Origin of the sequence: Bacillus sp. TE8-1 (assembly GCF_008368855.1) — a bacterium.
GTDB classification, from domain to species: Bacteria; Bacillota; Bacilli; order Bacillales; family Bacillaceae_G; genus Bacillus_A; species Bacillus_A cereus.
Genome location: NZ_QPET01000033.1, coordinates 1 through 25,873, shown reverse-complemented (window position 1 = coordinate 25,873; position 25,873 = coordinate 1). Strand labels below are relative to the sequence as shown.

The window sequence follows — 25,873 nt, the reverse complement described above, 5'->3', positions numbered from 1 at the left end:
AATTATAAAAGGACAGCTATCCTTAGATAACTGTCCTTTTATTAAATATACAATAAATATATTATTCTTATCGTATATTAATTATTCAAACTTAATGTTTATTAAAATGGTAAATATGGTTTTGGATCTACTTGTCCACCTATATACTGATTCTTAATTTCGAAGTGCAAATGGTTCCCAGTAGAGTCGCCTGTACTACCTACTTTTCCTATTACTTGACCTTGTTGTACATGTGCCCCTACAGTAGTTAAAATTGAGTCCATATGACCGTATAATGTCCAAAGTCCGTCTTCATGCCTAATAACCACCGCATTTCCATATCCACCAAATCCTTGACCTCTTACACCAAAACCAGCAAATTCTACAGTTCCCGATTTAGATGCCATTATTGGTGTACCCTTTGCCGCTGAGAAATCAATACCTTTATGCACTGTCCCCCAACGACTTCCATACCATGAGCTAACATTTGGATTTTGGATAGGCATTTGATATTTAGCCCCAAACGACTTCCATACCATGAGCTAACATTTGGATTTTGGATAGGCATTTGATATTTAGAAGAACCCGAATCTGTTTCTTCATCCACTTGTCGCCTTCCCATGTTTTAATCTTTAACCAACCACTAGTTGTCCCATCTATTATTCTAAAATTCTGCGGACTATATACTGCTCCAGCGTTTGCTTTTCCTGAACTAAATGAAGGCTCATTATACGCATAGAATGATTTGTTTATGAATCTTTCTTCTCCATCTAGATTCAGCCATTTCTCGCCTTCCCATGTTTTAACCTTTAACCACCCACTAGGTGTCCCATCCACAACTCTAAAATTTTGTGGATTATATAATGCTCCAGCGTTTGCTTTTGCTGCATTAAATGAAGCTTCGTTATATGCATAGAATGATTTGTTTATGAACCTTTCTTCTCCATCTGGATTGATCCACTTATAACCTTCATAAGTACCTACCTTCATCCAGCCATTTTCTTTTTTTTCTACTACTCCCCAATTTTGTGGGTTAAATGGTTCTCCATAATTTGCTTTCTTTGCATTAAATGAAGGCTCATTATACGCATAGATTGTTTTGTTGACAGTAATTTGTTCAGCCGTAGGATTCATCCACTTGTCGCCTTCCCACGTCTTAAATTTCAGCCAACCATCTGTTGTTCCATCTACTATTCTAAATGTTTGTCGCCCATACTTCGCTCCAGCATTCGCAACCTTTGATGAGAAAGAAGGTTCATCATATGCATAGAAATCTCCCATGACACGTTCTTCCCCATTCAAGTTAATCCAAACTGGACCTTCCCATGTTTCAATCTTCCACCAACCATTATCTCTTTTTTCCACGACTCCTACATTTTGAGCACCATACTCTGATCCGCTATTTGTTTTAGCTGAATTAAAAGATGGTTCCTTATACCCATAGAATGATTGATTCACGTACTCAGAACTACTAGCAGCGTGAGTTACCATACTAAATGTCGAGATAGATAGAATAAAGAATAATAACATTACACCCTTCTTTAACATATACTCCCCTCACTCCTTTTCGAATAATAATATATCGCGGTTATTACATTAACATATTTTTCTTTATTTTTCTATATTTTTACTAATAAAGACCTATTTGATATTTCTATCTCATTTCTATAATAAGAAAATAGTTTTTTACTTTAATATAAATATTTAAATTTTAATAAAAATAAAAAATCCCCGATTTAACAAAGGGATTTTGATATTATTTCCAATTTATATATTTAAAACTCCGACGATTTAACGGGCTTTAGAATTCTCAATATAATAATGCATTTCTAATCCTTTTCTTTCTGCACGAAGTACGGTTCCTCTCAATTTTGATAAATGTTGTGAGACCGTAGATTGCGGAAGATTTAAAATCTCTATTAACTGTGTAATATTACATGTCTTATGGTACATTAACTCATTAACAATTTGTAACCGTAGTGGATGTACCTTCGCCTTTAATACCTCTACATCTTCTTCCAAGATTTCTTTTCTCTCTTGTTTTTCTTTTAACTCTAACAATTCAAATTCCCCTTTATTATTTATTTCTATTTTTCTATTATCGCTATACATAATTAATTAGGTATGGTTCCCTTTTCGCCTGTTGAGGAAATATATTTTGATTAAATCTTTAAATGAAAAAAAGGTTATTTTTACAGGAATTACAATAATACATACTACTTGAATCTCAATAAATATAAATTAATAGAATATTCCGCCTTATATTGATAAATGCTATTAAGTAGATTTTGATAGAGGAAAATTCTGATATGATACTAATTGCTGAATAATATCTTTGGAGAGGATGAAATTGAACAATGAATGTTCATATACAGGGGAACGAGCAAATAACTCATTTATTAAATGAATGGTATCAAGAAATTAGGGCTAGGCATGTAGACGCCGCTCAATTACTTAAACAAGAAATTGAAAACAGAATCCATAATATAGAAGAAAATCAAACGATATTATTATACTACTCACTACTAGATTTTAGACATCAATATTTAATTGATAGCTTAAGTATTTCTAAAGATAGCTTTAAACAAAGTGATGCTTACAAAACTCCTACAGACGATTTCCTTTCATACTATTATCACTTCTTTAAAGCCATTCATTCCAATGTTACCGGCAATCATAGCCTTGCAAAAATACATTACGATAAAGCTGAATACCTATTAGAAACAATTCCTGATGAGATTGAACATGCTGAATTCCATTATGAGTTGGCCATTTTCTATTGTCATACACATAAATCGATTTTATGTATTAATCATGTAATGAAGGCGAAAGATATATTTTCAAAACATCCTGGGTATGAATTGAAAGTTGCCTTCTGTAATAACCTATATGGATTAGCCTGTACTCATTTAAAGGAGTGGGAATTAGCTGAGGAACACTTTATCTCGGCCATGAATACATTCCAAAAAGAAAATTTAGAATACAATATTTTGATTGTTCGTCACAATCTAGGATTTATGTATGCTACACAGAATTTATCCGAGGTAGCATTACGTTATTTATCTGAAGTTAATCAGAAGCTACCTAGCGATTATAAAGCTGTTTTTATTGAAGCTAGGGAACATTATAAATTAGGAGAACATCAAATTGCTCAAGAATTAATAAAAAAAGGCCTGCAGCTTTCTACTCAATTGGGAATTGAAGGCTATATACATCACTTTAAGATTTTAGAAAAAATGAATCTAAATAGTTGTGCTACTGATATAGAAAAAACTGTTTTAGAAGGAATTTCCTATTTTGAACACGAAGAACTATATGAGTATATAAATGAATATACCGAAAAGCTAGCAACCCAATTTTACAAAGAAAATAATCATAAAAAAGCCAGCTATTACTTTTATGAAGCTAGTAAAGCCAGTGAAAAAAACTTTAAAAAAGGAGCATTAAAATGAAAAAATTAGCGGTTAGCTTACTGGGTATCTTAATTGTTGTAACAGTAACTTTTGGATCAAATTCTTCAACAGGCTCTCAAAGTACCATAAATGTTATTAAATATTCACATGGACATACTGGATGATGAAAGGAAGGATTATACCTTCCTTTTTCTTATATTTTAGAATTCAATACGTATCTCCTCCTACATTTATTTATACAAATTTAAGAAATAAATAATTCAAAAGATAAAATAAAAATACTATAATTAAAAACTTCCATTTGTTTCTTTTCGTTGATTTTCCAGCATGTTGTATATAAAAAAATAAGGAAATACCTGCCATGGTAATTAAAAATATCTGATAGTAATCAATCATCTGTAATAACCCCTCCATACAAAAATAAGAAGTCTCTTTTTAAGAGACTTCTTATTTCTAATACAAACGACATACATAGGGTAAATATACACAATATTATCAGGATGGTGTGCTTTGTTACTCCTTTAGCATAACACACAATATCTCATTTTTGTTCAATAATCCCAATTCATAAAACTTTATCAACATGAAAATATTTCATTTAAAGTAAACGAACAAAAATAAACTCAACGAAATATTCACTTATAAAACCAACGTATATAAAAAAACCGCTACAATTCCATTCATAGTTTTAAAAATTTGTCCTCCTCTTCTTCTAAGAATATTCTAAATCTCAGATAGATTATCTTATAGCGCCACCTTATGTATGCAGAATTACATATCAAACCATATTGAAAATCATTCTCATTGTAACTATAATGGTTTCAAGGAGTGGTATTTTCACTTCCTTTTCAAATCTCAAAATATATTAAAGGAGGAACTAGCATTATGAAAAAAGTTATTTTAGCAGGGGCACTAGGAATTGCACTACTATCAGGTATGAATTTACCAGGAGTAGAGGCACCAAAAGCGAGTGCGGCAACTACGAATTTAGAAATTCAAGAAGTTACAAAATATTACTCTATGAATTCCTATGAAGTTTCTCAAAAAGAATCATTTAATCTTAGTAAAGGGGAAGAACTTACAGTCTTTGTACAAAATTCCGGGTTCCCAATTTCTTATACAGTCTTTGATGCAGATAATCAAGTAATTGGCACATACAATGCTAATTCACCATATGGTCGCGTATTCAAAGCACAAAAAGATGGTAATATTTCTGTTCAATTTCAAGCAGGAGTAAATTCTTCTTACATGAAGAAAATGAATTTCACAGCTAAATTTGCGGTTTCTAAACTTAACCAACAATAAAAAATGTAACGATCCTCTTTAAAAGCAAATTAAAAAGGTATATCCCTTCAATGGGATATACCTTTAACTTTAGTGAATTTTATATTGACCAGATAACTGCTCTTGCGCCATACGAACTAAACGTTTCGTAATCTCTCCACCTACTGAACCATTTGCTCGTGATGTTGAATCTGGTCCAAGTGTAACGCCAAACTCCTGAGCAATTTCATACTTCATTTGCTCAATTGCACTTGCTGCCGCTGCTATTAAGATTTCGTTTGAATTATTATTTTCGCGAATTTGCATTTTTTAAACACCTCCGTTGAATTTGGTAATATCATGCTCTATTTCCAACAAAATATGCAAAAAAATTATTCGTTTAGCTATTTTTCATATATACCTAAGCTTTCATCTCTGATGTGGGAATAAATAAAGGTATAGGTCATACTCTATACCTACACCTTCTTCTATCCTACTTACTTTTGAATTCCCCTATTAACCCCTGTAACTCTTGCGAGAGCCAATTCAAAGAATTTGCTAACTCTGCAATATCTTGTACATATAGTTCTTGCTCTTTCATACTTGTTTCCACATTACTACTGCTATTCACATATGTATTTGCAATGTGTGATAATTCATTTACAAACTGAACAATTGTTTGATTATCTTTTAGAATGTCACTTGAATTATTCGAATTCGCTTTAATTTGATTTGTAACAGATTGTGCAGATTCTGAAATCTTTTCAAAGAAAGCACCACTACTTTGAACAAGTGTTATTCCTGATTCAACTTCCTTTGAACTCTTCTGTATGAATTTTACAGCTCTTTCTGCTTCAGCCTGGGTTTCACCAATTAATTTAGCTATATCCCTTGCAGATGCCTCGGTTCTTTCCGCTAATATACGTACCTCGTCCGCAACACCTGAAAATTCTTCTCCCATCTCTCCAGCACATGAGGATTCAGTAGAAGCATTTAAAGCTAATGAATTTGTTTGATTTGAAATGGTTGTAATTACAGTAAGAATTTCATGAATTTCCTTAGATCGTACTTCTAATGCATAAATACTAGAAGATACATCCTGAACTGTATCTTTGATTCTTTTCATTTGATTCAAGATTTGCTTAATCAAATCTTTTCCCTCTACAGAATGCTGGTCCATGTCTTCCAAAGCATTGCCAACTTGTTTTGCAGCTCCTTTAATTTCTTTCATCTTACTTTCCATTTCTTGAACAATCCCTAAACATTTTTGCACTACATATTCATGAGAATGTGCTCCTAAATTTAATCCTGTAATAGCACTTGCAATTTCTTTAAAGGCTATGCTATTCTCTTTTGTACTTACCGATAATTCCTGTGAAAATGTCGAAACCTGCTCAGCAGTCTGCCTTACTTTATCTATAATACTATTGAACTTTTTAATAGTATTATTAAAATAGGTATTAGTTATCCCTATATCATCAGATCTTTCATTCAATTTAATACTTAAATCCCCTTCACCAACTTTACGTAACCCTTCTTGTAAATCCTTTAAGGGCGATAGAGAGTTTCGTGAGATAAATATTTGAATTGTAATTGCGATAGTTAATGAAATTATAATAAATAGTAAACCTTGTATCATAAAGTTTTTCTTTGTAAGAGGAATAATAGAAGCATCCAAATCCGCTGCAACAATTGCAATTATATTTTTATTTTCATCTGTAACTGGCTCTAAAATTGTTACCCAGAACCCTAATTCATCTTCATACACTTCTGTCATTTGTGCCTGTTTTGTTTGTATTACTTTATCATATGTTTTCATCCAATAAGTAGGCTGCTCATAATATTCACCTGGTTTTACAGAAACAGTATTTGCTAACTTTGTATCCAAAGCTACTATTTGTAATTCAGCTTTATCATTTAGCTTGGCTCCTGTAACATATGTTTGCCCAACACTTTTCATATCTTTTATAGCTTTATCTAATTGCTCTTTCAATTTTTCTTTCTTCACTCTTTGTGCTGTGGGGTCTTTTGCTACATCTTTTACTATTTCTAGATCTAATTGATTTAATACCGCATCACCTGTTTCAAAAGACTGCCTCTCAAATATAGACATCAAACTACTTTGAAACATATTAAAACTTAACGCTCCCATACTTCCAACAAGGGTCAGAATTACTAATACCGTTAGTAATACATTTTTTTGAAGCAACGATAGCTTATGCCAATATTTTTTCATTAACATCACCTTTCTTAATTTCTGGAATAAAACTAAAGCAAGGAGTAATATCTTTTAAAAAACTTTTTTCTTTTATCTTGATTGTTTCACTATATTCATAGCAATATTTAAGGACTCCGAACGTTTATGTACGTATAACCAAAAACATGCAATTTTTATAAGCATTAAAATACAGCTAATTTTTAGCTCTCCCTTATATAACAATACTAAAGATATGATAGCCATCACATCTATAAATAATAATGCTAAAGTTTTTATATTTCCCCTCCTTAATACAATAACACTTTATAGAATTTAATATTAGGCGGTACAATATTTCTGTAATTATTGGATCTTCTGCTTATATTTTTTAAATCGATGACATCAAAGTTGTAGCCTACCAGAACAACTATAATAATTAATAGACTACTAAACATGATTTTTAATTTCATATTTATCGACTTAAAAATTTCACACTAGATTCGTTACTATTTATTTTAATGTGTTTATCGGTGAAGAATGGAGACTGGTTTTATTTAATGTTTTTCGAAATTAAAAAAGAGACCTATTTATTAGATCTCTTTTTTAATTTATCTTAACTTAATTATTCTATTCTTTTACCTAAAATTCTAATATCCCCATAACTTCTTTTGTAAATAGTTTAAAATCAGTTAAATGTTTTTCAATAATTTGCCGAACAATATCTAAATTTACACTTTGATAATCATGTACAGCAATATTACGAAATCCAACCATCGCCTTTAACTTATTTGCCAGCTCTGCGCTAAGTAGTCCTGCTGTAACTAATAAATCAAAGGCCTCTCGACTAGATTGGGGTAGTCCTAATTTTTTCCCTGCAACAATATGCATTGCTAAATCAATACTCGCTTCACAAGCTCTTTGTATGTTCAATATTATTGAATCTTGTTTTGTAAAGTCCTCTAAATTTTCAGGGTCATTTCCATATACATCTTGGATTCTTTTTATACAACGCTCTATTGTAGAAATTTTATTTAAAATAACCTCATTCTTCATATATAGAACCTCTTTTCTTTATATCATCAAATACTATCTGTCGTTCTTCATTCAACTTTGAATACATTTTTAAGGTTTTCATTTCAAAAATAACCTTACGTTTTTCATCCGAACAAAATATTGTCTTTCCTGTATGTATAATCTGAGCTTGAAAAACTGTAGAAGCTTCGGATAAATCAACTAAATCAACATCTCTATGAACAATGTTAGCTAACTCCTGTGCTAATAAAAAACGTTCATAGTTCCCTAAAGTTGTGTCACTTAAATAAGCTATATCAATATCACTATCTTCTCGTTCTCTATTCTCAGCCGTTGATCCAAACACAATTATCCAATAGGGATTCACCGTCTCTTGTAATTTTTCTATAATAGCTGTTATCATGCTTTGAAAAATCATCTCATTAATCCCCCTTAGTATACTTGAATTTTATTATATCATAACCAATCATCAAGCCTTTAAACTAATACAAATACTTAACCAAAACTAGAAGCTTATTTCTGGCCTAAAATTATTATAGTTCAGGAATAGGTATGTTGTAGCTTTGAATCTTAAATAATCGTTTATAATCCAACACTTCGCCTGTTAAATGTCTTTTATATTTTCTTCTTGCAAAAGCAAAAGACTGACAATAACTGTCAGCCTCTTACTTTTATAACTCTGAAGAACTTTAGCCTATTTTAATATACATTCTAATAATTTGAGGATATATTGCTCTAACAAAGACTTATATATATTAATCCACCTTTAATTTTTCTTTTACTTTTGTAGGGAGTTCGTCTTTCTTAACCTCTTCCCAAGATTTCACACCTTTTTTCTCAGAGTAATATATACGTAAAAATGCTTCTTTACGAAGGTTTTTTAACGCTGTAAACTCCATTTCTTTCTCTTTACCATCCTTATCAAATCCAGGTAATTTATATTGGTAAGTCGTATCCCCATTTACATTTTTCTCTTTTAATTTTTCACCATCTTTGGTAATTTGCACATAATATGTATCTGTACCAAGACGGTTTAGGTTACAACCTGTTAATATTACTGTAAAGAAAACAAAAACACTACACATAAGCACTATTCGTTTCATATTACTCACCTCATATCTTTTCTCACAAAAATTATATCCTAATCTATTTGCTGCCAAAATTCATTTCCATTACGCTAACATTACGTTTTTGTAAGGTAGTAAAAACAGCATAAAATTAAAAGGATATGAATTCATATTTCTATTGAATCCATATCCTTTGTTCTTATTGAGTAAACTATTTTACCTCATTCTAAATAGGAGGTATTTTTATTATTCTGGGAAAATGAAATTAGAGTTCCCTTTACTATTATCGGAATCCTCTTTCGGGAACGTAATAGTAGAACCTTGATTTCCTTTGTTTATTTCTTGTTCTTCAGGAAATACAATGGAAGAATCATTGCTTAAGTTTGGTGAAAAACCAAGTTTAGATAAAATGGCTTTTAAGTCGGGTAAAACACCAATTTTATCAGAAGTTGGATCATTAGATTTCGTTCCAGTACTAGAATCACTTAAAATATCCCTCAGCTGTCTTGGTGTATATACTCCCCCCAGATTATTTTTTGCAATTCCTTGAATTGATGCAGCAGCACCAGCAATAATAGGCGATGCACTAGATGTTCCAGCAAAACTAGATGTATATAGATTTGTTATAAATTCACTTGGTTTAGCATCTGTAGTATCTACTGCATTCCCCCATCCATACACATCCACTCTACTACCGTAATTAGAGAAATATGAACGTTTATGAGGAACCCTTGCAGAAGCTGCCCCAACCATAATTGCCCCTGAATCTTTAAAATCAGGACTATTACGATTTAAAACTTGTTTACCATTACGGTCTCTAAATTGATCCAAGTCATTTCCACCGTTTGCACCTGCTTCAATAATAATAATTCCCTTATTTGTTCCCATGCGAATTGCATCAAATATGTCTGGTTTTACTTCCACAGGAAAATAGTTCTTATCTCCATATCCATCGTAAGTTGCTTGTGCCTCTAGTAAAAGAATATCTCCAGCTTGCATATTGTTAACGGCACTTAAAATAGCATCAGCTGTATTATAATTTCCGTTATCCCTAATCTGGGATACAACCTTTACCTTAGCCTTTGGTGCAATCCCAATTCCACCTATGTTATTATCCTCTGCAGAAACAATTCCCAATACTGAGGTACCATGATCATGGTGTTCACTCTTATTCTTTCCAGACATCAATTCTATCTTCTGGTTCACTAAATCTTCATGACTTAATAACCAACCATACTCCATGTCTACAAAAGTTGTTCCTTTTCCGTCTCCACCATTTATACTCCAAGCATAAGGTGCATTAATTCCTAATGGTGCTGGTTCAAGGTAACCTTGTCTTGTAAGTCTAGGCTCATCATATGGATTAACAGATAAATTTGGTAAACGCTCTTCAGGTGGCGTTTCTTCTTCCTGTAGATATGCCGTTTCAATAAGAGATGATTTCTCAAACTTTGCAAGTAAGGCTTGTACATCCATATCACCTTGATTTTCTACAATATAATAGTTTAGCAAATTGGAAGAAATATGTTCGGAGTCGTTTATTTCTCTACCTAAATTTTTAATTTCTTTAGGATTTAAAGAACTAAAAAGTCGATTTATAGTTACATTTGGATATTCGGCTAAAATTTTAATTAATTCAGGGTCTTGTTTTTCTTCTTTAATGAATTTTTCCACCCCATCCTGATATGGTAAATTTACTTCATTTTTAAATTTCAAAATTAATTGTTTAGTAGCTTGCTTATGTACAGTAGAATTCAATTGCTTATTTGAATAATTGTAACTAGCTGCATAGGCAACTTCTGATTTATCACTTGGAAGTAATCCACCCACCCCATTAAATGCTGTTAACGCAATTGAAGAAACTATAATTCCCTTAAAAATTTTCAAAATGTGCACCTCTTTTAATTTATATATGATTATAAAATGCTTTATATGGCCTTAATTCTTTTTATATAAGCTTCTTATATTTCCAACTCCATTCATTTTTTAATATTTGCTTAAGCATCATTAATACAACTACTTCATACCATCAAACCTATTAATTTAGCTGCATAACTGTAACCATTATAGTTACACCTATAGCAAATAGTCAATCTAATTTTTTATGCAATTTCGCATTTTAAAGAAAGAATGTCTAATTACATCCACTTAGTCTTAAATATTTTAATAGAAGTTAGGCTTCTATCATTATAGGTAATTGCATATATGTAATATAAAACATATAAAGGGGGCAAAACGTGGTAATCTCAAGACAAGATTCCTGGACTAACGATAACGATTTACTCCTCGCATCAACAGTACTCCAGAATATTCATAACGGTGGAACACAGTTAGCTGCATTCAAAGAAGTAGCAAAATTACTAAATCGGACACCTGCGGCTTGTGGATTTCGTTGGAATTCATACGTGAGAAAACAATACCAAGAGGAAATACAACAAGCAAAACAAAATCGAAAAGTGGGAAACAATATTTCTCTCTCTGAACAAAAAAAAGAAACAAATTCTTTATCTATGACATTAGATGATATTATTCTCTTTCTAAAAAATTATAAAAAAACAAATGAATTTACAAAGTTACAAAACCAAATAAAAAATTTAGAGGCAGAAAATCAGTCCATTCTACAACGTGTAACTATGTACGAAGAAGAGTATCGTATGTTACTTAATCATATTGATAGATCAAGAAGTTTAGTTGTAATTGATTAACAGAAGCAGTAAATTACTTTTATATACTTAGGTCGTAACCTAAAAAATTTATATATATGAGTTAATTTAAATACTAATAAATAAAGTGCACGTTTACTAATAAACGTGCACTTTATTTAATTCTTAAAACATAAAATTTAATTTTCAACTCATTAACAATATTAAAATTAAGATGTTTGTTTTATAGGTATTTCTTTACTTCTATTCTCAATAAGTCTATCTAATAGTAAGTAAACAAATCCAGAAATAATACAACCCACACCTAAGATTGTAAATAATATATGCCCTAAAAGCTGATCCAGTAATACACCACCTAGAAGAGGTCCAAATACATTGCCTGTAATCCATTGCAAATTAGCCGCTCCCATATAAGTCCCCCTCAAATGTTCTGGAGCTATATTAGCAACAAATGTCATTTGGACAGGTGACATAATCATTTCCCCTACTGTATAAACTGTATAAGCTATTAATAATGAGCTTAGGATTCCTAAATCATTTGCGTCTATTACATGAAACCACTTTGGTAACCACCCTATTGCTAAAAGGCCCACGCCAAAAAGAATGGCACCATATAGCATTGATTTACCAATTGATTTGTGAGTTAACCACTTTGAAATAGGAAATTGGAAACATACAACCAATAAGCCATTTAAAGTCATTAAATATGGAAATGGATTACTATTTCCAAAAATCATTGTATCCTCATTACTAAAATGAAGTGGTAACATACCTTCCGATTGTGAGAATCCCATAAATATAATGATTCCCGTCACTATATAAAATAGAAATATTCTATCTCTTATAACAACTCTTAACGTAAATCTTATTGACTGTTTATGTGTTTCCTCTTGTATTATGATATTTTTAGGTTTTGTTTCCTTTAGAAACAATAACATTAATATTGTATAAAACAGCATGGTCCCAGAAGTAATCAAAAATATGACATCTTTTGATACAACCACAACTGCTGCACCAATTATAGGGCCTATCGCAGCTCCTATATTATGAGCCATTCTAAGTAATCCATATGCCTCAGTTCTTTTTTCGGGTTCTGTTACATCGGTAACCATTGCAGATGCCGCTGGTTCAAAGAAAGAATTACATAGTCCTAAACCAATAGATAAAATGGCATATGCTATAAAACCATCAATAAACAAAAAAACAAGCATTAGTAGCCCATTACTCGCCATAGAGAGCACCATAGTTGGTTTCCGACCATAAGTATCTGCTATATGCCCTCCAATTAATGAACCAATACTTGCTGCAATTGGAGATAAGGCTATAATTATACCTACCTCAAGTAGAGAATCCACTTTGTCCTTCAAATATAATGCAAAAAATGGCATTAACATCATCATTGCAATACCGTTTAAAGCTTCCCCGATAAAGCGGATCCAGACATTAAGGTCCATCCCCCTTAATTCTTTCCATGTACTCCTCATATAGTTACCTCGCCTATGCTCAAAGTATATTTTTATCCCAACAAAAGTTTTACTATATTATTATTAAAACCTAAATTTAGCCGGCTATGCTGAAACCTCCGAAAAACCTATCTTTTGATAAAGTAATACAAACTTGTCCCTATAATTTCTAGTGCCTCCTGCATACGTTGAGGAGAAATATTTTCTAAAACGGTATCTTGAGGTGTATGGAATACCTTTTCAACATGATAAATTAGGGGATTCCAACTCTCTACATCCATCCAAATAAATAGTGCCGAGGAAATTCCAGCTTCGTAAAATGGCACATGATCACTAGAATCAAACTTTCCAGTTAATACAACCGATTTCCCTAATACCTTACTAGTAGCTACCGCAGTATTTGTTACTTCATTTTGAGAACCATCTAGTGTCATTGCATATAAGTCCTTAGCCTGTTTGTAACTTGTCGCTATCATATCTGCATTAAAAACCCCTAGAATATGTTTCTTATCTGTTGTAGATAATTGATTAACATAATGGTAAGCACCTAAAGATTCATTTTCTTCTGCTCCAAAGGCTATGAATTGAATTTCTTTATTAGTCTCTATATCTTTAAAATTGTATGCTAACTCTAATAAAAGTCCTACGCCGGAAGCATTGTCATTTGCTCCAGGTGCTCCGATAACACTATCATAATGAGCACTCATTATTGCTACATCCTCATTATCTGTCTTGTATTTGGGCTTTTTTGTCGCAATAACATTTAATGAACTCAAATTCATTTCGTGTTTTGCCTTTAAACTAACTATATTTTTATTATGCACTATCTTATCTTTCATTCTTATTCCCTGATTATAAGCAAGCCCAAATACAGGTATTTCTTGTTTCTTTTTTAAAACTGGGTTAAAGGCTTCTCCATAGTTGCCCCTATCCCCAATCGTACTATATAACAATACAGCTTTTGCTCCCTTTTCTGCTGCATACTCAACTTGTTCATTATATTTCTCATACGTATCAGCTTGTTCCAATAACACTATTTTCCCATGAATTGATTCAGGTGAATTTTTAATATCATTCTCTTTTCCTATAGAAACTACCTTCCCCACTACAGGATCTTTAGGTATAGATGCATTAGATGCTGCTCCAACTTGCCATTCTTTTTCTCCATACATACTAAAAGAGATACTTCCAATATATTGATCTGGTACAGGAAATGCCTGATACTCAACTTCATACCCTAATTTTTTTAATGTATCTCCAATGTATATAGCTGCTTTATGTTCTTCCTTAGTCCCGCTTGGACGTGGACCAATTTTCTCAGACAGAAAACGTGTATGTTCAATAGCTCGACTAGCACGAACTTTATCTGCCATGAGAGAACTTTGGTCGTTCTTAGTCATAGCATGTACTGGTATTACTTTTCCAGATAAATTACTAAAAAGGAAAAGCAATAAAACCCCAAAAGTTACAATAGTCTTCTTTGTCAGAATTAGTTTCTTCATTTGTCCTCCCTATAATTAAAAAAGATTAATAGTAAAACCTTCCCTCCTAACACACTTACTTAGAAGAAAAGGTTCATTAAAATAATCTCTAACTCAAATTGCATGTAAAAATAAATAAACCGATAGTGCTTTTTATATCTCCAAAAAATTCATTTTTGTTTGCATACCAGCAATATTCTTTTGAAACCAATTAAGAGTCTCCCATGACCTCTTTCTATTCGTATAATCCGTTTCCTGAACCTCAAATACAATACCTATGTTTTTATCCAAAGTATTTTTCTTCAATTTTAATAAAGTTTCATGTAATATACTCTCATCAATAGATCCATTAACTGGATTCTCTCCCTCAAAGCAACGTACCTCACTATAAGGAATCGTTAAATGTTTAAAAGAACTAAAATGAAAATGTTTAATATGTTCCATTAAGCTTAAATACTTATGAAAATCCTTATATTCAATTTCCTCTTGCCTTAATAATTTAGAAATACCTAAACGTGTAAGATAGGTTATAGACCAATGACATATATCCCATGTTATTCCAACGTTAGATAACTCCAAATTAACCAAATCAGTAAAATCTTCGGGATATATAAATATAGGATCAAAGTCATCGCCCAAGTTTCCAATAATGGGTAGGTTTTCAACGCCAATCCATATATCAGTTCCTTTTATTTCTTCATCTAGCATGTTAAAGAACTCTATAATCCTTTTTCTATTATCAAGAAGATTATAGTTTTGAAATTCCGCGACATTCATAAATTGATTAGCATGCACTGTTATACCTGATGCATTATACTTTATAGCAAGGTCAATAAATTCATATAGTTGCTTTTTAATAAATTCATCATTGAGATAGTCTGCATTATCAGTAGGAAAATGCAGCGTTAACAAGGATGGATTAAGGGTTTGAACAAAAGAAAGGACCTCAGAAAACCTTTTTGTATATGAGTTATCAAATAAAGATTTCCCATCAAAAATATTTGCTTCTAATCCATAGCCTTTTTCAACCCATTTTAAATCAATCTGTTTACTATCTAAACCAAAGAACGGGACCTGTGGTATTAACATATTCTCTTCACCTACCATGTCCCCCTTACTAACATAAATGCCTCAGCCGCTTGGTATCCAGATTTGGCACCCCATACAAATGCGTTATGTCTCATTGCTTCTATAGAGCGTGGATGAGGAAATTCCCTTAACTCAGATTCATAATGTCTCATCGCACTTAATTTCTCCTCCAAATGATCTTCAATATTCACAAAATAATTAGGAAGAAACTTATCTTTTTCATTATAATTCCACTCTGTAGAAGATAAAGTTTCATATGCAAATACCCATTTGATATTAGTATCTGGCAGAGGGCGTGTCGCTGTCATTACTGCTCTGTAAACAACAGTATGATCAATATTTATATCTCCACCATATTGAGTATAAATAATTGTAGGATTTACTTTTTCAATGTGATTTTCAATCTCTTTCACTACATCAAGTAAGGGTAATGTATCAAGACGATTATCAGGGAAATCTAGTCTTGCAAAACTCTTTACACCAAGTGTAGTACATGCCCCCTCTGTTTCTTTATAAGATAAGTTCTTAACCTCTAAATCTAGCTCTTTATATTCTTTAGCTCTAGAAGATTTTCCCTCTGCAAGTATTACAACATGTACATCATCACCTTGTTTCACGTGTTTCGCTATTGTTCCACCAACACCAATTATTTCATCATCCGGATGAGCGGCAAATACAAGTACATTCATAGAATTTTAGACTCCTTTAATTAATTTTTCTGTTTCCTTTGGCCCACAATTTAGTAAAATATCTAAAATAGATAAATGTGGTATAAATTCTCCAAATAATTGCTTATAAGAATAATCTCTTATTCTTTGGTAGATAATTTCTATATTCTCATTCTCAAAGTCATTTTCGTTTAAATAATCTTGCCCTAAACTTCCAGAATAATAAGTACTGGCATTAAATTTCTGACACAATTCTAATACAAAATCACTTTTCTTACCTGTAATCCCTTCTAGATCTGATACATAATATAGCTCCGTATCAATGTTTAATTCACGGATAATAAAATGAATAAAATTCATGTTCATATCATTTAAATTAATCCAATCTTCTGAATAAAAACCCTCTAAATAATCCTTATATACATTAAAATAAGGTGCATTGGAATAATTAATTCTTATCGTTTTCCAATGCTTCCGTTCCCAATCTTGAGTATTGTCTATCTTTAACTCATTAAATGGAATTTCTTTATAATTCTTCGTTTGTATTGGAACCGTTAGCCAAGACGCTCCTTGTGAAGTCTTAATACGATTCCTATTTAAAAAACCTTTTTTTTCAAATTGTGCTATATCATGAAATACAAACACATCTGATTTATGAATTTTTTCAAAAAAACCATACCAAGGTAAATAACTTGGTTGGTGGCCACTAATAATCATAGTTTAAATCCTTTCTTTTAAACAAAAACATTTTTTCAAAGCTGCCCCCCAGTATATCTTAGGTCTAGCAATCCCTTTATTATGTGAATATCCTAAATCCGCATACTTTAATTTATTATGAATTGCTAATTCAAACGCATCATTTAGTAGTAAATATGAAGATTGTGAATTTTTCCCTTCAGTATTATTAATATTAATCCAATAATATAAAACCTTTTTATCCATTATAAAAATGCTGGAACTAATTAATTCTTCTTCTAAGAATGCCCCTAAGAAAAGGATTTTTTCTTGTAAATTAAGCACTAAATGATAAAAAAACTCTCTACTAAATGAATAACTCGCCCCTATACTTGTATTATGTTCTTGATATAATTGGTAAAACTCATCTAATTCCGCTACAGTTATAGGGCGAACTTCAACATTCTGTTTACGTGCATATCTAACACTTGTCCTAGCTTTCCCAGAACACGATGTCCATAAATCCTCAAACCTATTTGGTAGGTCTAACATATAAGTTTCTTTATAATCCCACTTTTCTTTACAATAACTTTGAAAAGGATTTATCGTTATAGGTAATAAAAGCTTTTGAATTTTATTTTCAAACTTCTTATTTATTATGGATTCATAAACTGAAAAATCTATTTTATCTTGGCCAATTATTATTGGACCTCCATAACCAATTAAACTTCCCAAAAGCCTACCATTCTGTACATACATAGGAGTTAAAACTACTGTATCTCGTGTTTCTATTAGTACTGGGAAAAATTGAACACCAGGTAATAATTCCATTAACTTTCCCCATTCGTAACTATGAAATACAGAACCATTGTATTCTTCCATACAGGCATCCCAATATTGGGCGTCAGTACATATTTCGATTTCCATATAATCACCTTTTAATTCTTATTATCTAAATATTTCAGAATTTGACTACATATATACTTAAGGTCCTTATTCACTAAAGGATATTTAAAAGGTATTGATAATACCCTTGGCCATAAATAATCTATATTTTCTGACTCAGTTGCGTACTTCGAAAAAATAGGGATCTCACTCAGGGGTAAGTAATTCCAACAAGTTTGTATACCTTTTTCCGCTAAATGTACAGAACACTCATATCTATCAGATGATTCTTTGAATATAATGGTAAAATAGTTTAAATAAACATTCTGAGCTGAAAATATAATCTTAACGCCATACTTTGCTTCAATTTCCTGCAGCATTGTATAACACAGACTAGCGTTGTATATATTTATTTCTAAAATCTTCTTTGTTTTCTGTAGGTGTTTATCAATTAACAATGAACGTACTATAGACATTCTTTTGGGATTTATAACTTCCGTTTTCTCCGGTAGAGAATCTAATTTACTATTATTATAGGAGGGCAGAATCTCTAATTTCCTCCAATAATTAGTAAATAAACTCAGTACTCTACTCTTTTTTATTTTTATAGCTAATTGTGTTTTTAAATGATTCTTATAATCTAAAATCACTTCTTCCTTCTTTTCTTCATCCATGTCACATAATTCACTTATTGTACGATTAAGAAGTAACGCTCCTCCCCCAATACTTGGGATTGGTTTCGTTCCCCCAAAACTTAAAATACCAATGTCGCCTAAACTACCAACTGGCTTTCCATTTTGATAAGAAAACATTGCTTGTGCAGCATCATCGATGATATAAATATTATTTTCTCTAGCCCAGTCAATAATTTCTAAATCGTCATGACATCCATACAAGTGCGTAAGAATAATTGCCTTTGTATTAGCATTCAAATGTTTTTTTATTTTATTAAGAGAAATTGAATGATTAGTGTTTAAATCAATTAATACAGGTTTTGCTCCCACCGTTAATATTGCTTCTATCACATTAGGACAATTAAAGTTTGATAGAATTACTTCATCTCCCTTTGCCACTTTTAGGTACTTTAAACCAACTACTAATGCAGATGTACCGCTATTAGTTAATACAATTTCTGCATCCGGATAAAGAGCTTGAAGACTTTTTTTAAGTTTAGAATCATTAGGTCTATATACACTTTTCAAAAAAAATACATGATCAGATATACTCCAAAGAGAAGAATATATGGGATACTTAATTTTCTTTGGATTCTTAGGATATAGATACTGTGTTTCCATACTTCTCCCCTATTATTATCTCTAGTCCTTTATCTAATGAAATAATTGGTTGATAGTTTAAAAATAATTTAGCTTTCTCTATTGAAGGGATTCTTCTAAAGATTTCAATGCTAGAATTTCGGACTCCCTCTTCACCTAAATCAAGAAATTTAATTTTACTTTTATTGCCCATTAATTCATTAATTTTTATTGCTAGTTCTTCCATAGATATAGGTTTGTTATTGCCAATATTAAAATCTGCAAAGTTTTCTCCTTCATATTCAAAGGCTAGTATAGTTCCGTTAACAATATCACTTATATAACTAAAACATCTAATTTGCTGTCCATCTCCATAAATAGTGATATCTTCACCACTATGAGCTTGTTTTAAAAACTTAGAAATTACAAAGTTATCATTTTGTTGTGAACCGTATACATTAAAATAACGTACCACTCTAATTTTCAAACTATTACTAGCGTATTCTTTCAAATAATCTTCGGACATTAATTTAGATTTTCCATAAGCTGATTTTGGGATTTTAATATCATTTTCTTTAAACGGAACACTCACTCCATCCCCATATACCTCCGAACTGGAAGAAAACAATAATTTTTCTATGCCATTTTCGTTACAAACCTGTACAATATTTTTCGTACCTTCAAAGTTCACCCTCACTACATCTTCTTCATTTAAACGGCAATTATCAACACCCACTAATGCAGCTAAATGGATTACCCCATCGACATTAATAAGATTTTCTCTTAATGTTGCAATATCTAAAATATCAATTTCCTTAAAAGGAACATCAATACTCGGTTTAAATTTATCAAATATAACTACTTCATACCCCCTTGCTAGTAACTCCTTTGTAACATGCTTACCAATAAATCCGCTGCCACCAATAACCCCAATTTTCATAAATATTTACCTCCCTATTTTTAATTGATATAGACTTTTTAAAGACGTTATAATATGTTCAACTTCATTGTCTGTAAGAGCGCTATACAGTGGTAATGAAATAATTTGATTAAATATCTCTTCTGTTTTAGGTAAATATACGTTAAATCTCTCTTCATAATACGGATGCATATGAACAGGAATAAAGTGAACACTAAGCCCAATATTTCTCTTTTTCATTTCTTGAATTACCTGATCTCTACTAACAGGAGAATTAGAATTAATTTTTATAACAAATAAATGCCATGCATGTTTTACACTTGGATCGTTAGTATAATTAGGTAACGTTATATACTCTTGAACCTCTTTTAATTCCTCTTGGTACCTTTCAGCTATTCTCTTACGTTTTTCAATCATTTCATCAGCTCTTTTTAATTGACTAATACCCAAGCTAGCTTGTAGATCCATCATGTTATATTTAAACCCAGGTAATAGAACATCATAACGCCAGCTTCCTTCTTCACCATAACGATTCCATGCATTTTTGGTGATACCATGCCAACCATATAATCTAGCTTTTTCAGCAATCGATTCATTTTTAGTGACTAACGCTCCACCTTCACCTGTTGTTATATTTTTTGTGGCATAAAAACTGAAACAAATAACATCTCCATGTGTACCAATTAAAGTATTATCATATTTTGTTCCTAATGCATGCGCTGCATCCTCTATCAAAAACAGTCCATATTCTTTACATAATTTTTGAAGTTCTTTTAATTTAGCCGGATATCCAGCAAAGTGAACTGCAATAATTGCTTTCGTTTTTTTAGTAATTTTTCTTTTAACATCTTGAAGATCAAGACATAAATTCTCTTCATCTATGTCTACAAATACAGGTTTTGCACCTACATGCATAATAACGTTTACACTTGAACAAAAAGTAAAACTTGGAACTATTACTTCGTCTTCTAATCCAACTCCCAGAGACAGTAATGCTAAATGTAATGCGGCAGTCCCTGAATTACAACTTACTACATGTTCAGTATTCAGATATTCTTTTAAATTCTCTTCAAACTCTATCACTTTTGGCCCCTTTGAAAGCCATCCAGATTTAAGGGCAGAAACTACCCTCTCTATATCTTCATCATTGATTTCCGGTCGATAAAAAGGAATAAACTCTACCATGTAATCACCTACAAACTTATAATATTTTTTTTATATACTGATTCATCTTTAAATATGTTTCTTGTGTCTAAAATTAAACAATTTACCTCATTAAGCAATTTAAAATTAATGCAATCATGATCCGTATGAACAATAATTAAAGTGTATTTGTCTAATTGACTTAGGTTTAAATCTATAGATTTTTTCAATGTGTTATCGCCCACAATGAGTTCCTCTATAAACGGATCGTAATAATCCACGTTATAGTCTTCTATCATTAAATCATTCATAATATCCAAAGCTGGCGATTCCCTAGCATCATTAACATTCTTTTTATATGCAACACCAACCATAAGAATATCCTTACCATCTTTATCATCTAGTAACTGTAGTGCTCTATTAAGAACGTACTTAGGCATGTTTTCATTAATTTCTCTTGCCACATCAATCATTTTTGTTGCTAAATCCTTATTATTTGCAATCCACTTAAAATAAATAGGATCAATCGGAATACAGTGTCCTCCTACGCCAGGGCCAGGATAGAATTTTTGAAATCCAAATGGCTTAGTTCCTGAGGCATCAATTACTTCCCAGATATTTATGTTTAACTCATTACAAATTTGTGTCATTTCATTAATAAAAGCGATATTTATAAAACGATACGTATTTTCTAATAACTTAGCTGTCTCTGCTACTTCTGGACTGCTTACCTTATGAATATCCTTAATTAAGTTACTATAGAAAGCTGCTGCACAATCGGTACAATTAGATGTAACTCCACCTACGATTTTTATAATATCTTGAATTGAAAACGATTGATTTGCAGGATCGATTCGCTCTGGAGAGTATGCTACAAATATATCTACACCAATTTTAAAATTAGTTTTCTGTTCTAATTTGTATAAAACTTCTTCTCTTGTAGTACCTGGATAAGTAGTACTTTCTAAGATAATTAATGTACCTTTTTTAATGTATTTAACTATTTCATCAACTGCTGAATGAATATATGTTAAATCTGGTTGTTTACTAGTTCTTTCTAATGGTGTAGGAACACATATAACTACAACATCACATTCGTTTATATCATTCATTTCTGTACTAACAAAAAATCTGTTTGTATGTAAAGCATCTTGGATTTCAGTATCTTGAATATCACTGATATAACTTATTCCACGTTCTAGTTTTCTTATTTTTGCTGAATTTTTATCAAAACCTCTTACCGCATAACCTACTTCTAAACATTTAAGAGCCGATGGTAGTCCAACATAACCTAGGCCTACATATCCAATACACGCATTTTTATTTGCAATTTTTTCAACTAATAAACTTTTAGTTTCATTATTTAATACTGTGACCATTACTTATCACTTCCCCAAAAGATTTGATATTAAAATGCATACTAGCAAATAATAACTGTGCGTTCTAAAATCCCATGGATGCATATAAAATACTGAATTAGCAACAAACTACATTTTTAGCACTATCAATCCTCCTAATTCAATAAACATCTAAATTTGTAGAAAACTCATCTGAAATATCAAGGTGTTATTTATATCTATAATATTCACACGTAATTTTTTGGGATTCAATTGATATTTTTCTATTTTTTTACTTTCTCAATATATAATAATGTTTATTATTCCGAAAATTCTCTCTTTGAAAAATCAAATATTTTTATATCATTAAAACAACATAATAGTTGTTATATCTACATTTAGTACAATTTTCATCCTTAAATAAAGAAAAAATCACGCATATAATCATCCAATAAACTCCATTTGTTGGATGTTTAAATGAATATTTAACCATAACTAAAATGTATAAATTTTATGTTTTTTACTTTTCATTAAAATTAATGGAAAAAGATCTATCTGAATTATAAAAAACAATTTGAAATATATTCAAATTGTTGACATAACAGATAAATATATTAACACTTGTTGATTTTGTAATAATTCTTAAATACATATACTCACTAATGCTATCCACAAATCATAATAACGCATTACAACAAAAAAAATCGCAACTCTCCATATTTAATGGGTATTGCGATTTTTATGTACAAATAATTTTTATAAATTTTGCGTTAGCCTAATCATATCCATACATTGAATACCATTTTCATATATTTCTTCATTGTAATTTCGTAAGAAAAAATCCTTATCCACACTGGTTATTCTAAAACCACATTTTTGATAAAGGCCTAATTGCATTAAACTAGAATTTCCCGTGCCTATTTCTATAGTTTTATATTCTTCTTTTTTAGCATAGTCTATAGCAAATTTAAGTAAATATTTCCCATATCCTTTTCCTTGCTCTTTTTCGGAAACTGCTATATTTATAATCTCAATTGTTTCAGGGCAAGTAGGAATTAAAATCATAATACCTACAGTAACCGTATCTTTTTTTAAAACAAAGCATTCTCCCTTTTTTAGGTATCCATTAACTACTTCTATTGAAGGGTCAGCTAGTAATAACAACTCCATTTCTTCCTTGTTAACATTTGTACTTTTTTCAATACTAATTCCATCCCAATTATTTAATTCCATCTCTAACATCCTCCCAATTAATATTTTCAATTAATATCTTAATTGAATTCATTCTCACAAAACAATATTAATAACAATTTTAATATTTAGTAGGTAGTTACTATTCTTTATTAGAAAAAAACACATACAAATTGTATGTGTTTTTTCTAATAGAGATTTTTAGCTCATGTTACATCTTCTCTAATATTTCTTGTCTTTCACACCATTTCGTTAGCTTTTCTAATGCCTTTTTAGATAAACGTTTTGTTTTATAATTGCAAAACCTAGATAATGTAGACGGAGAAATACTAATTTCATCTGCTATTTCACGTATGCTTACTTTTTTTTCATTGTGTACCTTCAGTATTTGGTCACGGATCTTCTTCTCTATTTGTTCAACTGATTCTACAGTCTTCTTTACCTCTTTAACAACTGTTACTTCAGGTAATTGTTCTTGAGGTTCTTCTATACTTTTCTTTTCAATTACCCTATCCATTGATTGTAGCATTTCCTCAGGTGGTAAAATCGTTATTCCTAAGTTTGCATAATAATTTTTAAACCAGTTACGTTTTCCAATTTGTTGTTCATCAAGCGGATCACTATACTCCCAATGAGAGATTACTTTTTCATTTTCTAAATCCATTAGAACATTTTCTAATTGTTCTCTAATACGATTTGGCTTCCAATCTTTTGGGATATCCATTACTGATAGTAATCCCTTATCCCCTCCTATAGAATATGGCTTTTTCAATGATGAATACATTTGTCTAATTCTCCACTGCCATGTTAAGTATCGAATTAACCTTTTATGATATTTGTGTCTATAACTATTGTATTCAAGTGCTTTTTTAGACAATAATGCCGTTGTATTATTTGATCCGTATAAATAATTGGTTAAAAAGCTACCTGGTTTAATACGACAAGATTCAATACCCATATATTCATTTGTAACACTATGCCTCCACAATACAACCGAATCTAATACAAATAATCGTTTAACAACCTCACGCTTTAATTCTAGTCGCTCCCCATCGTCTTCACGGTCATTTAATACTACGACTTCATTATCATCATTTAAATAGATAAAAATACTTGCTAAAGCCGCAATTCTCTTTGCTATTTTAATTTTATCTTCCGCTCTATAGTATTCTTTATTTTTAACTACTGTTTTTGGAATGTTACACATCTCTAAAACTTGCTCATAAGAAAAATCAATGAATTCGTCTGGAGATTTTGCTTCGTTTATCCATTGTATTGTAATTGCATCTAAACAATCTGCCGTTAAATCATCCATATTACTCATTACATCATCGACAAGGGTATTCCACCGAGCAGCTTCTTCTATATTTGTAAGTCTTAAATCTTCATCTTTGTGTGAAGAAAGCTGTGCTACACCATTAGAAGATTTTGTATCAATAGGATATTGTAAAACCTTACTTAACTCATCTTCTTCAAATTGATTTTTTGCAATCCCATCTCTTAGCTTATAATAAACAGCAGAGTTATTTACCTCATAATAATCCTCATGGTTTACTACGTTTGTCTTGTCTATATTTTGATCATTTTCTAATATTTTTGAACTTGAAGGTGCTACATTTTGAAATTCTTTTTCTATAAATCCTTCAATTTCTTTATATATTTCTTCCTTATAGGAATCAATTTTCGCATAAATTTGTACTAATGTAATACCGGATTCTTGCTTTTTTTCTAACCAAGACACTAATGCAGTAAATGATGAAGAAGCATGGGGTGAGGTTAATACTTTATTATTGTTGTTTTCAACATCTTTAAAGTATGCATTCCACTTCTCCCATACTAGCTCATTCGTTTTATAAATTGGCTCAGAGATTAGTAATGCATCTCGAAACATTTGTATTAAGTTATCCACTTTATATTCCTCCCTAAACCATGGATCACAACAAAGTAGTTTTCATTATAAGGTTTCTTACTACTATTATATTTAATTTATTGTAACAGATATTTACAAGATTTTGCGTCTTTCTTTCCTTAACCCCTTAACTTGCAACAGATTGCTCTTTCTTTTACCTATTTTTCTTTACTTGCATTCCTTTTGCGCTTTGCTTTCCTTAAATCCTTAACTTGCAACACGTTGCTCTTTCTTTTACCTATTCTT

24 protein-coding genes and 1 pseudogene are annotated in these 25,873 nt (G+C 31.1%); 4 read left to right on the top strand and 21 right to left on the bottom strand.

Annotation, left to right across the window (positions count from 1 at the left end; translation table 11 throughout):
- Positions 1 to 101 precede the first annotated feature (101 nt).
- From DN404_RS31075 to DN404_RS26790, 3 genes and pseudogenes are all read right to left on the bottom strand, one after another.
- Positions 102 to 485 carry a M23 family metallopeptidase gene (locus DN404_RS31075; RefSeq protein WP_255445415.1) on the bottom strand — a complete coding sequence of 128 codons (384 nt, stop codon included), beginning with the start codon at positions 483 to 485 and terminating at the stop codon, positions 102 to 104.
- Between the two features lie 94 nt (positions 486 to 579).
- Positions 580 to 1,527, bottom strand: a pseudogene (locus tag DN404_RS26795) (hypothetical protein); the annotation flags it as partial.
- Positions 1,528 to 1,770: 243 nt separating this feature from the next.
- Positions 1,771 to 2,001 carry an ArsR/SmtB family transcription factor gene (locus tag DN404_RS26790; protein WP_370512807.1) on the bottom strand — a complete coding sequence of 77 codons (231 nt, stop codon included), beginning with the start codon at positions 1,999 to 2,001 and terminating at the stop codon, positions 1,771 to 1,773.
- A 335-nt stretch (positions 2,002 to 2,336) separates the two neighbouring features.
- Between DN404_RS26790 and DN404_RS26785 the strand changes: the two genes are divergently transcribed.
- The 3 genes from DN404_RS26785 to DN404_RS26780 all read left to right on the top strand — a co-directional run bounded on the left by DN404_RS26785 (position 2,337) and on the right by DN404_RS26780 (position 4,697).
- Positions 2,337 to 3,431, top strand: coding sequence for a Rap family tetratricopeptide repeat protein (locus DN404_RS26785; RefSeq protein ID WP_088339004.1), 1,095 nt, complete (start codon positions 2,337 to 2,339; stop codon positions 3,429 to 3,431).
- Positions 3,428 to 3,556, top strand: coding sequence for a hypothetical protein (locus DN404_RS31070; RefSeq protein WP_000732002.1), 129 nt, complete (start codon positions 3,428 to 3,430; stop codon positions 3,554 to 3,556). The genes DN404_RS26785 and DN404_RS31070 overlap by 4 nt, the downstream gene beginning before the upstream one ends.
- Before the next feature lie 721 nt (positions 3,557 to 4,277).
- Positions 4,278 to 4,697: a hypothetical protein gene (locus DN404_RS26780; protein ID WP_149215668.1), complete on the top strand. Its 420-nt coding sequence runs from the start codon at positions 4,278 to 4,280 to the stop codon at positions 4,695 to 4,697.
- A 69-nt stretch (positions 4,698 to 4,766) separates the two neighbouring features.
- Here DN404_RS26780 and DN404_RS26775 read toward each other — a convergent pair whose 3' ends face one another.
- From DN404_RS26775 to DN404_RS26750, 6 genes are all read right to left on the bottom strand, one after another.
- Positions 4,767 to 4,982, bottom strand: a complete 216-nt coding sequence (locus DN404_RS26775) for an alpha/beta-type small acid-soluble spore protein (protein WP_001167049.1) — start codon at positions 4,980 to 4,982, stop codon at positions 4,767 to 4,769.
- A gap of 166 nt (positions 4,983 to 5,148) precedes the next feature.
- The gene (locus DN404_RS26770) at positions 5,149 to 6,891 is read right to left on the bottom strand and encodes a methyl-accepting chemotaxis protein (RefSeq protein ID WP_149215667.1); all 1,743 of its coding nucleotides are present in this window, start codon (positions 6,889 to 6,891) and stop codon (positions 5,149 to 5,151) included.
- A 600-nt stretch (positions 6,892 to 7,491) separates the two neighbouring features.
- Positions 7,492 to 7,905 carry a type VII toxin-antitoxin system HepT family RNase toxin gene (hepT, locus tag DN404_RS26765; protein ID WP_061139844.1) on the bottom strand — a complete coding sequence of 138 codons (414 nt, stop codon included), beginning with the start codon at positions 7,903 to 7,905 and terminating at the stop codon, positions 7,492 to 7,494.
- Complete coding sequence (gene mntA, locus DN404_RS26760; protein WP_000577223.1) at positions 7,895 to 8,302, bottom strand: type VII toxin-antitoxin system MntA family adenylyltransferase antitoxin; 408 nt, start codon at positions 8,300 to 8,302, stop codon at positions 7,895 to 7,897. The genes hepT and mntA overlap by 11 nt, the downstream gene beginning before the upstream one ends.
- Positions 8,303 to 8,639: 337 nt before the next feature.
- On the bottom strand, positions 8,640 to 8,987 hold the full coding sequence (locus DN404_RS26755; RefSeq protein WP_084065912.1) for a YxeA family protein: 348 nt from the start codon (positions 8,985 to 8,987) through the stop codon (positions 8,640 to 8,642).
- Positions 8,988 to 9,197: 210 nt separating this feature from the next.
- Positions 9,198 to 10,838 (bottom strand): S8 family peptidase, encoded by a 1,641-nt coding sequence (locus DN404_RS26750; protein WP_149215666.1) that lies wholly within the window; start codon positions 10,836 to 10,838, stop codon positions 9,198 to 9,200.
- A gap of 350 nt (positions 10,839 to 11,188) precedes the next feature.
- On the opposite strand from DN404_RS26750, the gene DN404_RS26745 reads away from it, so the two are divergent.
- Positions 11,189 to 11,656, top strand: coding sequence for an RsfA family transcriptional regulator (locus DN404_RS26745; protein ID WP_149215665.1), 468 nt, complete (start codon positions 11,189 to 11,191; stop codon positions 11,654 to 11,656).
- 167 nt (positions 11,657 to 11,823) lie between these two features.
- Here the strand turns inward: DN404_RS26745 and DN404_RS26740 are convergent, their stop codons facing one another.
- From DN404_RS26740 to DN404_RS26685, 12 genes are all read right to left on the bottom strand, one after another.
- Positions 11,824 to 13,098, bottom strand: coding sequence for an MDR family MFS transporter (locus tag DN404_RS26740; RefSeq protein WP_084065915.1), 1,275 nt, complete (start codon positions 13,096 to 13,098; stop codon positions 11,824 to 11,826).
- 107 nt (positions 13,099 to 13,205) lie between these two features.
- The gene (locus DN404_RS26735; protein ID WP_149215664.1) at positions 13,206 to 14,579 is read right to left on the bottom strand and encodes a M28 family metallopeptidase; all 1,374 of its coding nucleotides are present in this window, start codon (positions 14,577 to 14,579) and stop codon (positions 13,206 to 13,208) included.
- Positions 14,580 to 14,711: 132 nt separating this feature from the next.
- A complete protein-coding gene (locus DN404_RS26730; protein WP_061655874.1) occupies positions 14,712 to 15,647 on the bottom strand; it encodes a TIM barrel protein in 936 nt (311 codons plus the stop codon).
- Positions 15,648 to 15,658: 11 nt separating this feature from the next.
- Positions 15,659 to 16,336, bottom strand: coding sequence for a PIG-L deacetylase family protein (locus tag DN404_RS26725; protein ID WP_061655868.1), 678 nt, complete (start codon positions 16,334 to 16,336; stop codon positions 15,659 to 15,661).
- Positions 16,337 to 16,342: 6 nt separating this feature from the next.
- Complete coding sequence (locus DN404_RS26720) at positions 16,343 to 17,032, bottom strand: WbqC family protein (protein WP_071731707.1); 690 nt, start codon at positions 17,030 to 17,032, stop codon at positions 16,343 to 16,345.
- A gap of 3 nt (positions 17,033 to 17,035) precedes the next feature.
- Positions 17,036 to 17,917: a GNAT family N-acetyltransferase gene (locus DN404_RS26715; RefSeq protein WP_149215663.1), complete on the bottom strand. Its 882-nt coding sequence runs from the start codon at positions 17,915 to 17,917 to the stop codon at positions 17,036 to 17,038.
- Between the two features lie 11 nt (positions 17,918 to 17,928).
- Positions 17,929 to 19,170, bottom strand: a complete 1,242-nt coding sequence (locus DN404_RS26710; protein ID WP_071741278.1) for an aminotransferase class V-fold PLP-dependent enzyme — start codon at positions 19,168 to 19,170, stop codon at positions 17,929 to 17,931.
- Positions 19,145 to 20,068 carry an NAD-dependent epimerase/dehydratase family protein gene (locus tag DN404_RS26705; protein WP_149215662.1) on the bottom strand — a complete coding sequence of 308 codons (924 nt, stop codon included), beginning with the start codon at positions 20,066 to 20,068 and terminating at the stop codon, positions 19,145 to 19,147. The genes DN404_RS26710 and DN404_RS26705 overlap by 26 nt, the downstream gene beginning before the upstream one ends.
- Positions 20,069 to 20,074: 6 nt before the next feature.
- Complete coding sequence (locus tag DN404_RS26700; protein WP_000229114.1) at positions 20,075 to 21,232, bottom strand: DegT/DnrJ/EryC1/StrS family aminotransferase; 1,158 nt, start codon at positions 21,230 to 21,232, stop codon at positions 20,075 to 20,077.
- Positions 21,233 to 21,240: 8 nt separating this feature from the next.
- Positions 21,241 to 22,569, bottom strand: a complete 1,329-nt coding sequence (locus DN404_RS26695) for a nucleotide sugar dehydrogenase (RefSeq protein ID WP_061655873.1) — start codon at positions 22,567 to 22,569, stop codon at positions 21,241 to 21,243.
- 714 nt (positions 22,570 to 23,283) lie between these two features.
- Entirely contained in the window at positions 23,284 to 23,760 is a 477-nt protein-coding gene (locus DN404_RS26690) for a GNAT family N-acetyltransferase (protein WP_080450849.1), read from the bottom strand.
- 169 nt (positions 23,761 to 23,929) lie between these two features.
- Positions 23,930 to 25,627: a helix-turn-helix domain-containing protein gene (locus tag DN404_RS26685; RefSeq protein ID WP_061654766.1), complete on the bottom strand. Its 1,698-nt coding sequence runs from the start codon at positions 25,625 to 25,627 to the stop codon at positions 23,930 to 23,932.
- Positions 25,628 to 25,873 lie beyond the last annotated feature (246 nt).

Coding starts and splice junctions, on each gene's coding strand:
- DN404_RS26785 (WP_088339004.1), top strand. CDS start 2,337: ATGAATGTTCATATACAGGGGAACGAGCAAATAACTCATTTATTAAAT.
- DN404_RS26690 (WP_080450849.1), bottom strand. CDS start 23,760: ATGGAATTAAATAATTGGGATGGAATTAGTATTGAAAAAAGTACAAAT.
- DN404_RS26740 (WP_084065915.1), bottom strand. CDS start 13,098: ATGAGGAGTACATGGAAAGAATTAAGGGGGATGGACCTTAATGTCTGG.
- DN404_RS26775 (WP_001167049.1), bottom strand. CDS start 4,982: ATGCAAATTCGCGAAAATAATAATTCAAACGAAATCTTAATAGCAGCG.
- DN404_RS26695 (WP_061655873.1), bottom strand. CDS start 22,569: ATGGTCACAGTATTAAATAATGAAACTAAAAGTTTATTAGTTGAAAAA.
- DN404_RS31075 (WP_255445415.1), bottom strand. CDS start 485: ATGCCTATCCAAAATCCAAATGTTAGCTCATGGTATGGAAGTCGTTGG.
- DN404_RS26735 (WP_149215664.1), bottom strand. CDS start 14,579: ATGAAGAAACTAATTCTGACAAAGAAGACTATTGTAACTTTTGGGGTT.
- DN404_RS26755 (WP_084065912.1), bottom strand. CDS start 8,987: ATGAAACGAATAGTGCTTATGTGTAGTGTTTTTGTTTTCTTTACAGTA.
- hepT (WP_061139844.1), bottom strand. CDS start 7,905: ATGAAGAATGAGGTTATTTTAAATAAAATTTCTACAATAGAGCGTTGT.
- DN404_RS26700 (WP_000229114.1), bottom strand. CDS start 21,232: ATGGTAGAGTTTATTCCTTTTTATCGACCGGAAATCAATGATGAAGAT.
- DN404_RS26710 (WP_071741278.1), bottom strand. CDS start 19,170: ATGGAAACACAGTATCTATATCCTAAGAATCCAAAGAAAATTAAGTAT.
- mntA (WP_000577223.1), bottom strand. CDS start 8,302: ATGATTTTTCAAAGCATGATAACAGCTATTATAGAAAAATTACAAGAG.
- DN404_RS26720 (WP_071731707.1), bottom strand. CDS start 17,032: ATGATTATTAGTGGCCACCAACCAAGTTATTTACCTTGGTATGGTTTT.
- DN404_RS26725 (WP_061655868.1), bottom strand. CDS start 16,336: ATGAATGTACTTGTATTTGCCGCTCATCCGGATGATGAAATAATTGGT.
- DN404_RS26780 (WP_149215668.1), top strand. CDS start 4,278: ATGAAAAAAGTTATTTTAGCAGGGGCACTAGGAATTGCACTACTATCA.
- DN404_RS31070 (WP_000732002.1), top strand. CDS start 3,428: ATGAAAAAATTAGCGGTTAGCTTACTGGGTATCTTAATTGTTGTAACA.
- DN404_RS26770 (WP_149215667.1), bottom strand. CDS start 6,891: ATGAAAAAATATTGGCATAAGCTATCGTTGCTTCAAAAAAATGTATTA.
- DN404_RS26730 (WP_061655874.1), bottom strand. CDS start 15,647: ATGTTAATACCACAGGTCCCGTTCTTTGGTTTAGATAGTAAACAGATT.
- DN404_RS26715 (WP_149215663.1), bottom strand. CDS start 17,917: ATGGAAATCGAAATATGTACTGACGCCCAATATTGGGATGCCTGTATG.
- DN404_RS26705 (WP_149215662.1), bottom strand. CDS start 20,068: ATGAAAATTGGGGTTATTGGTGGCAGCGGATTTATTGGTAAGCATGTT.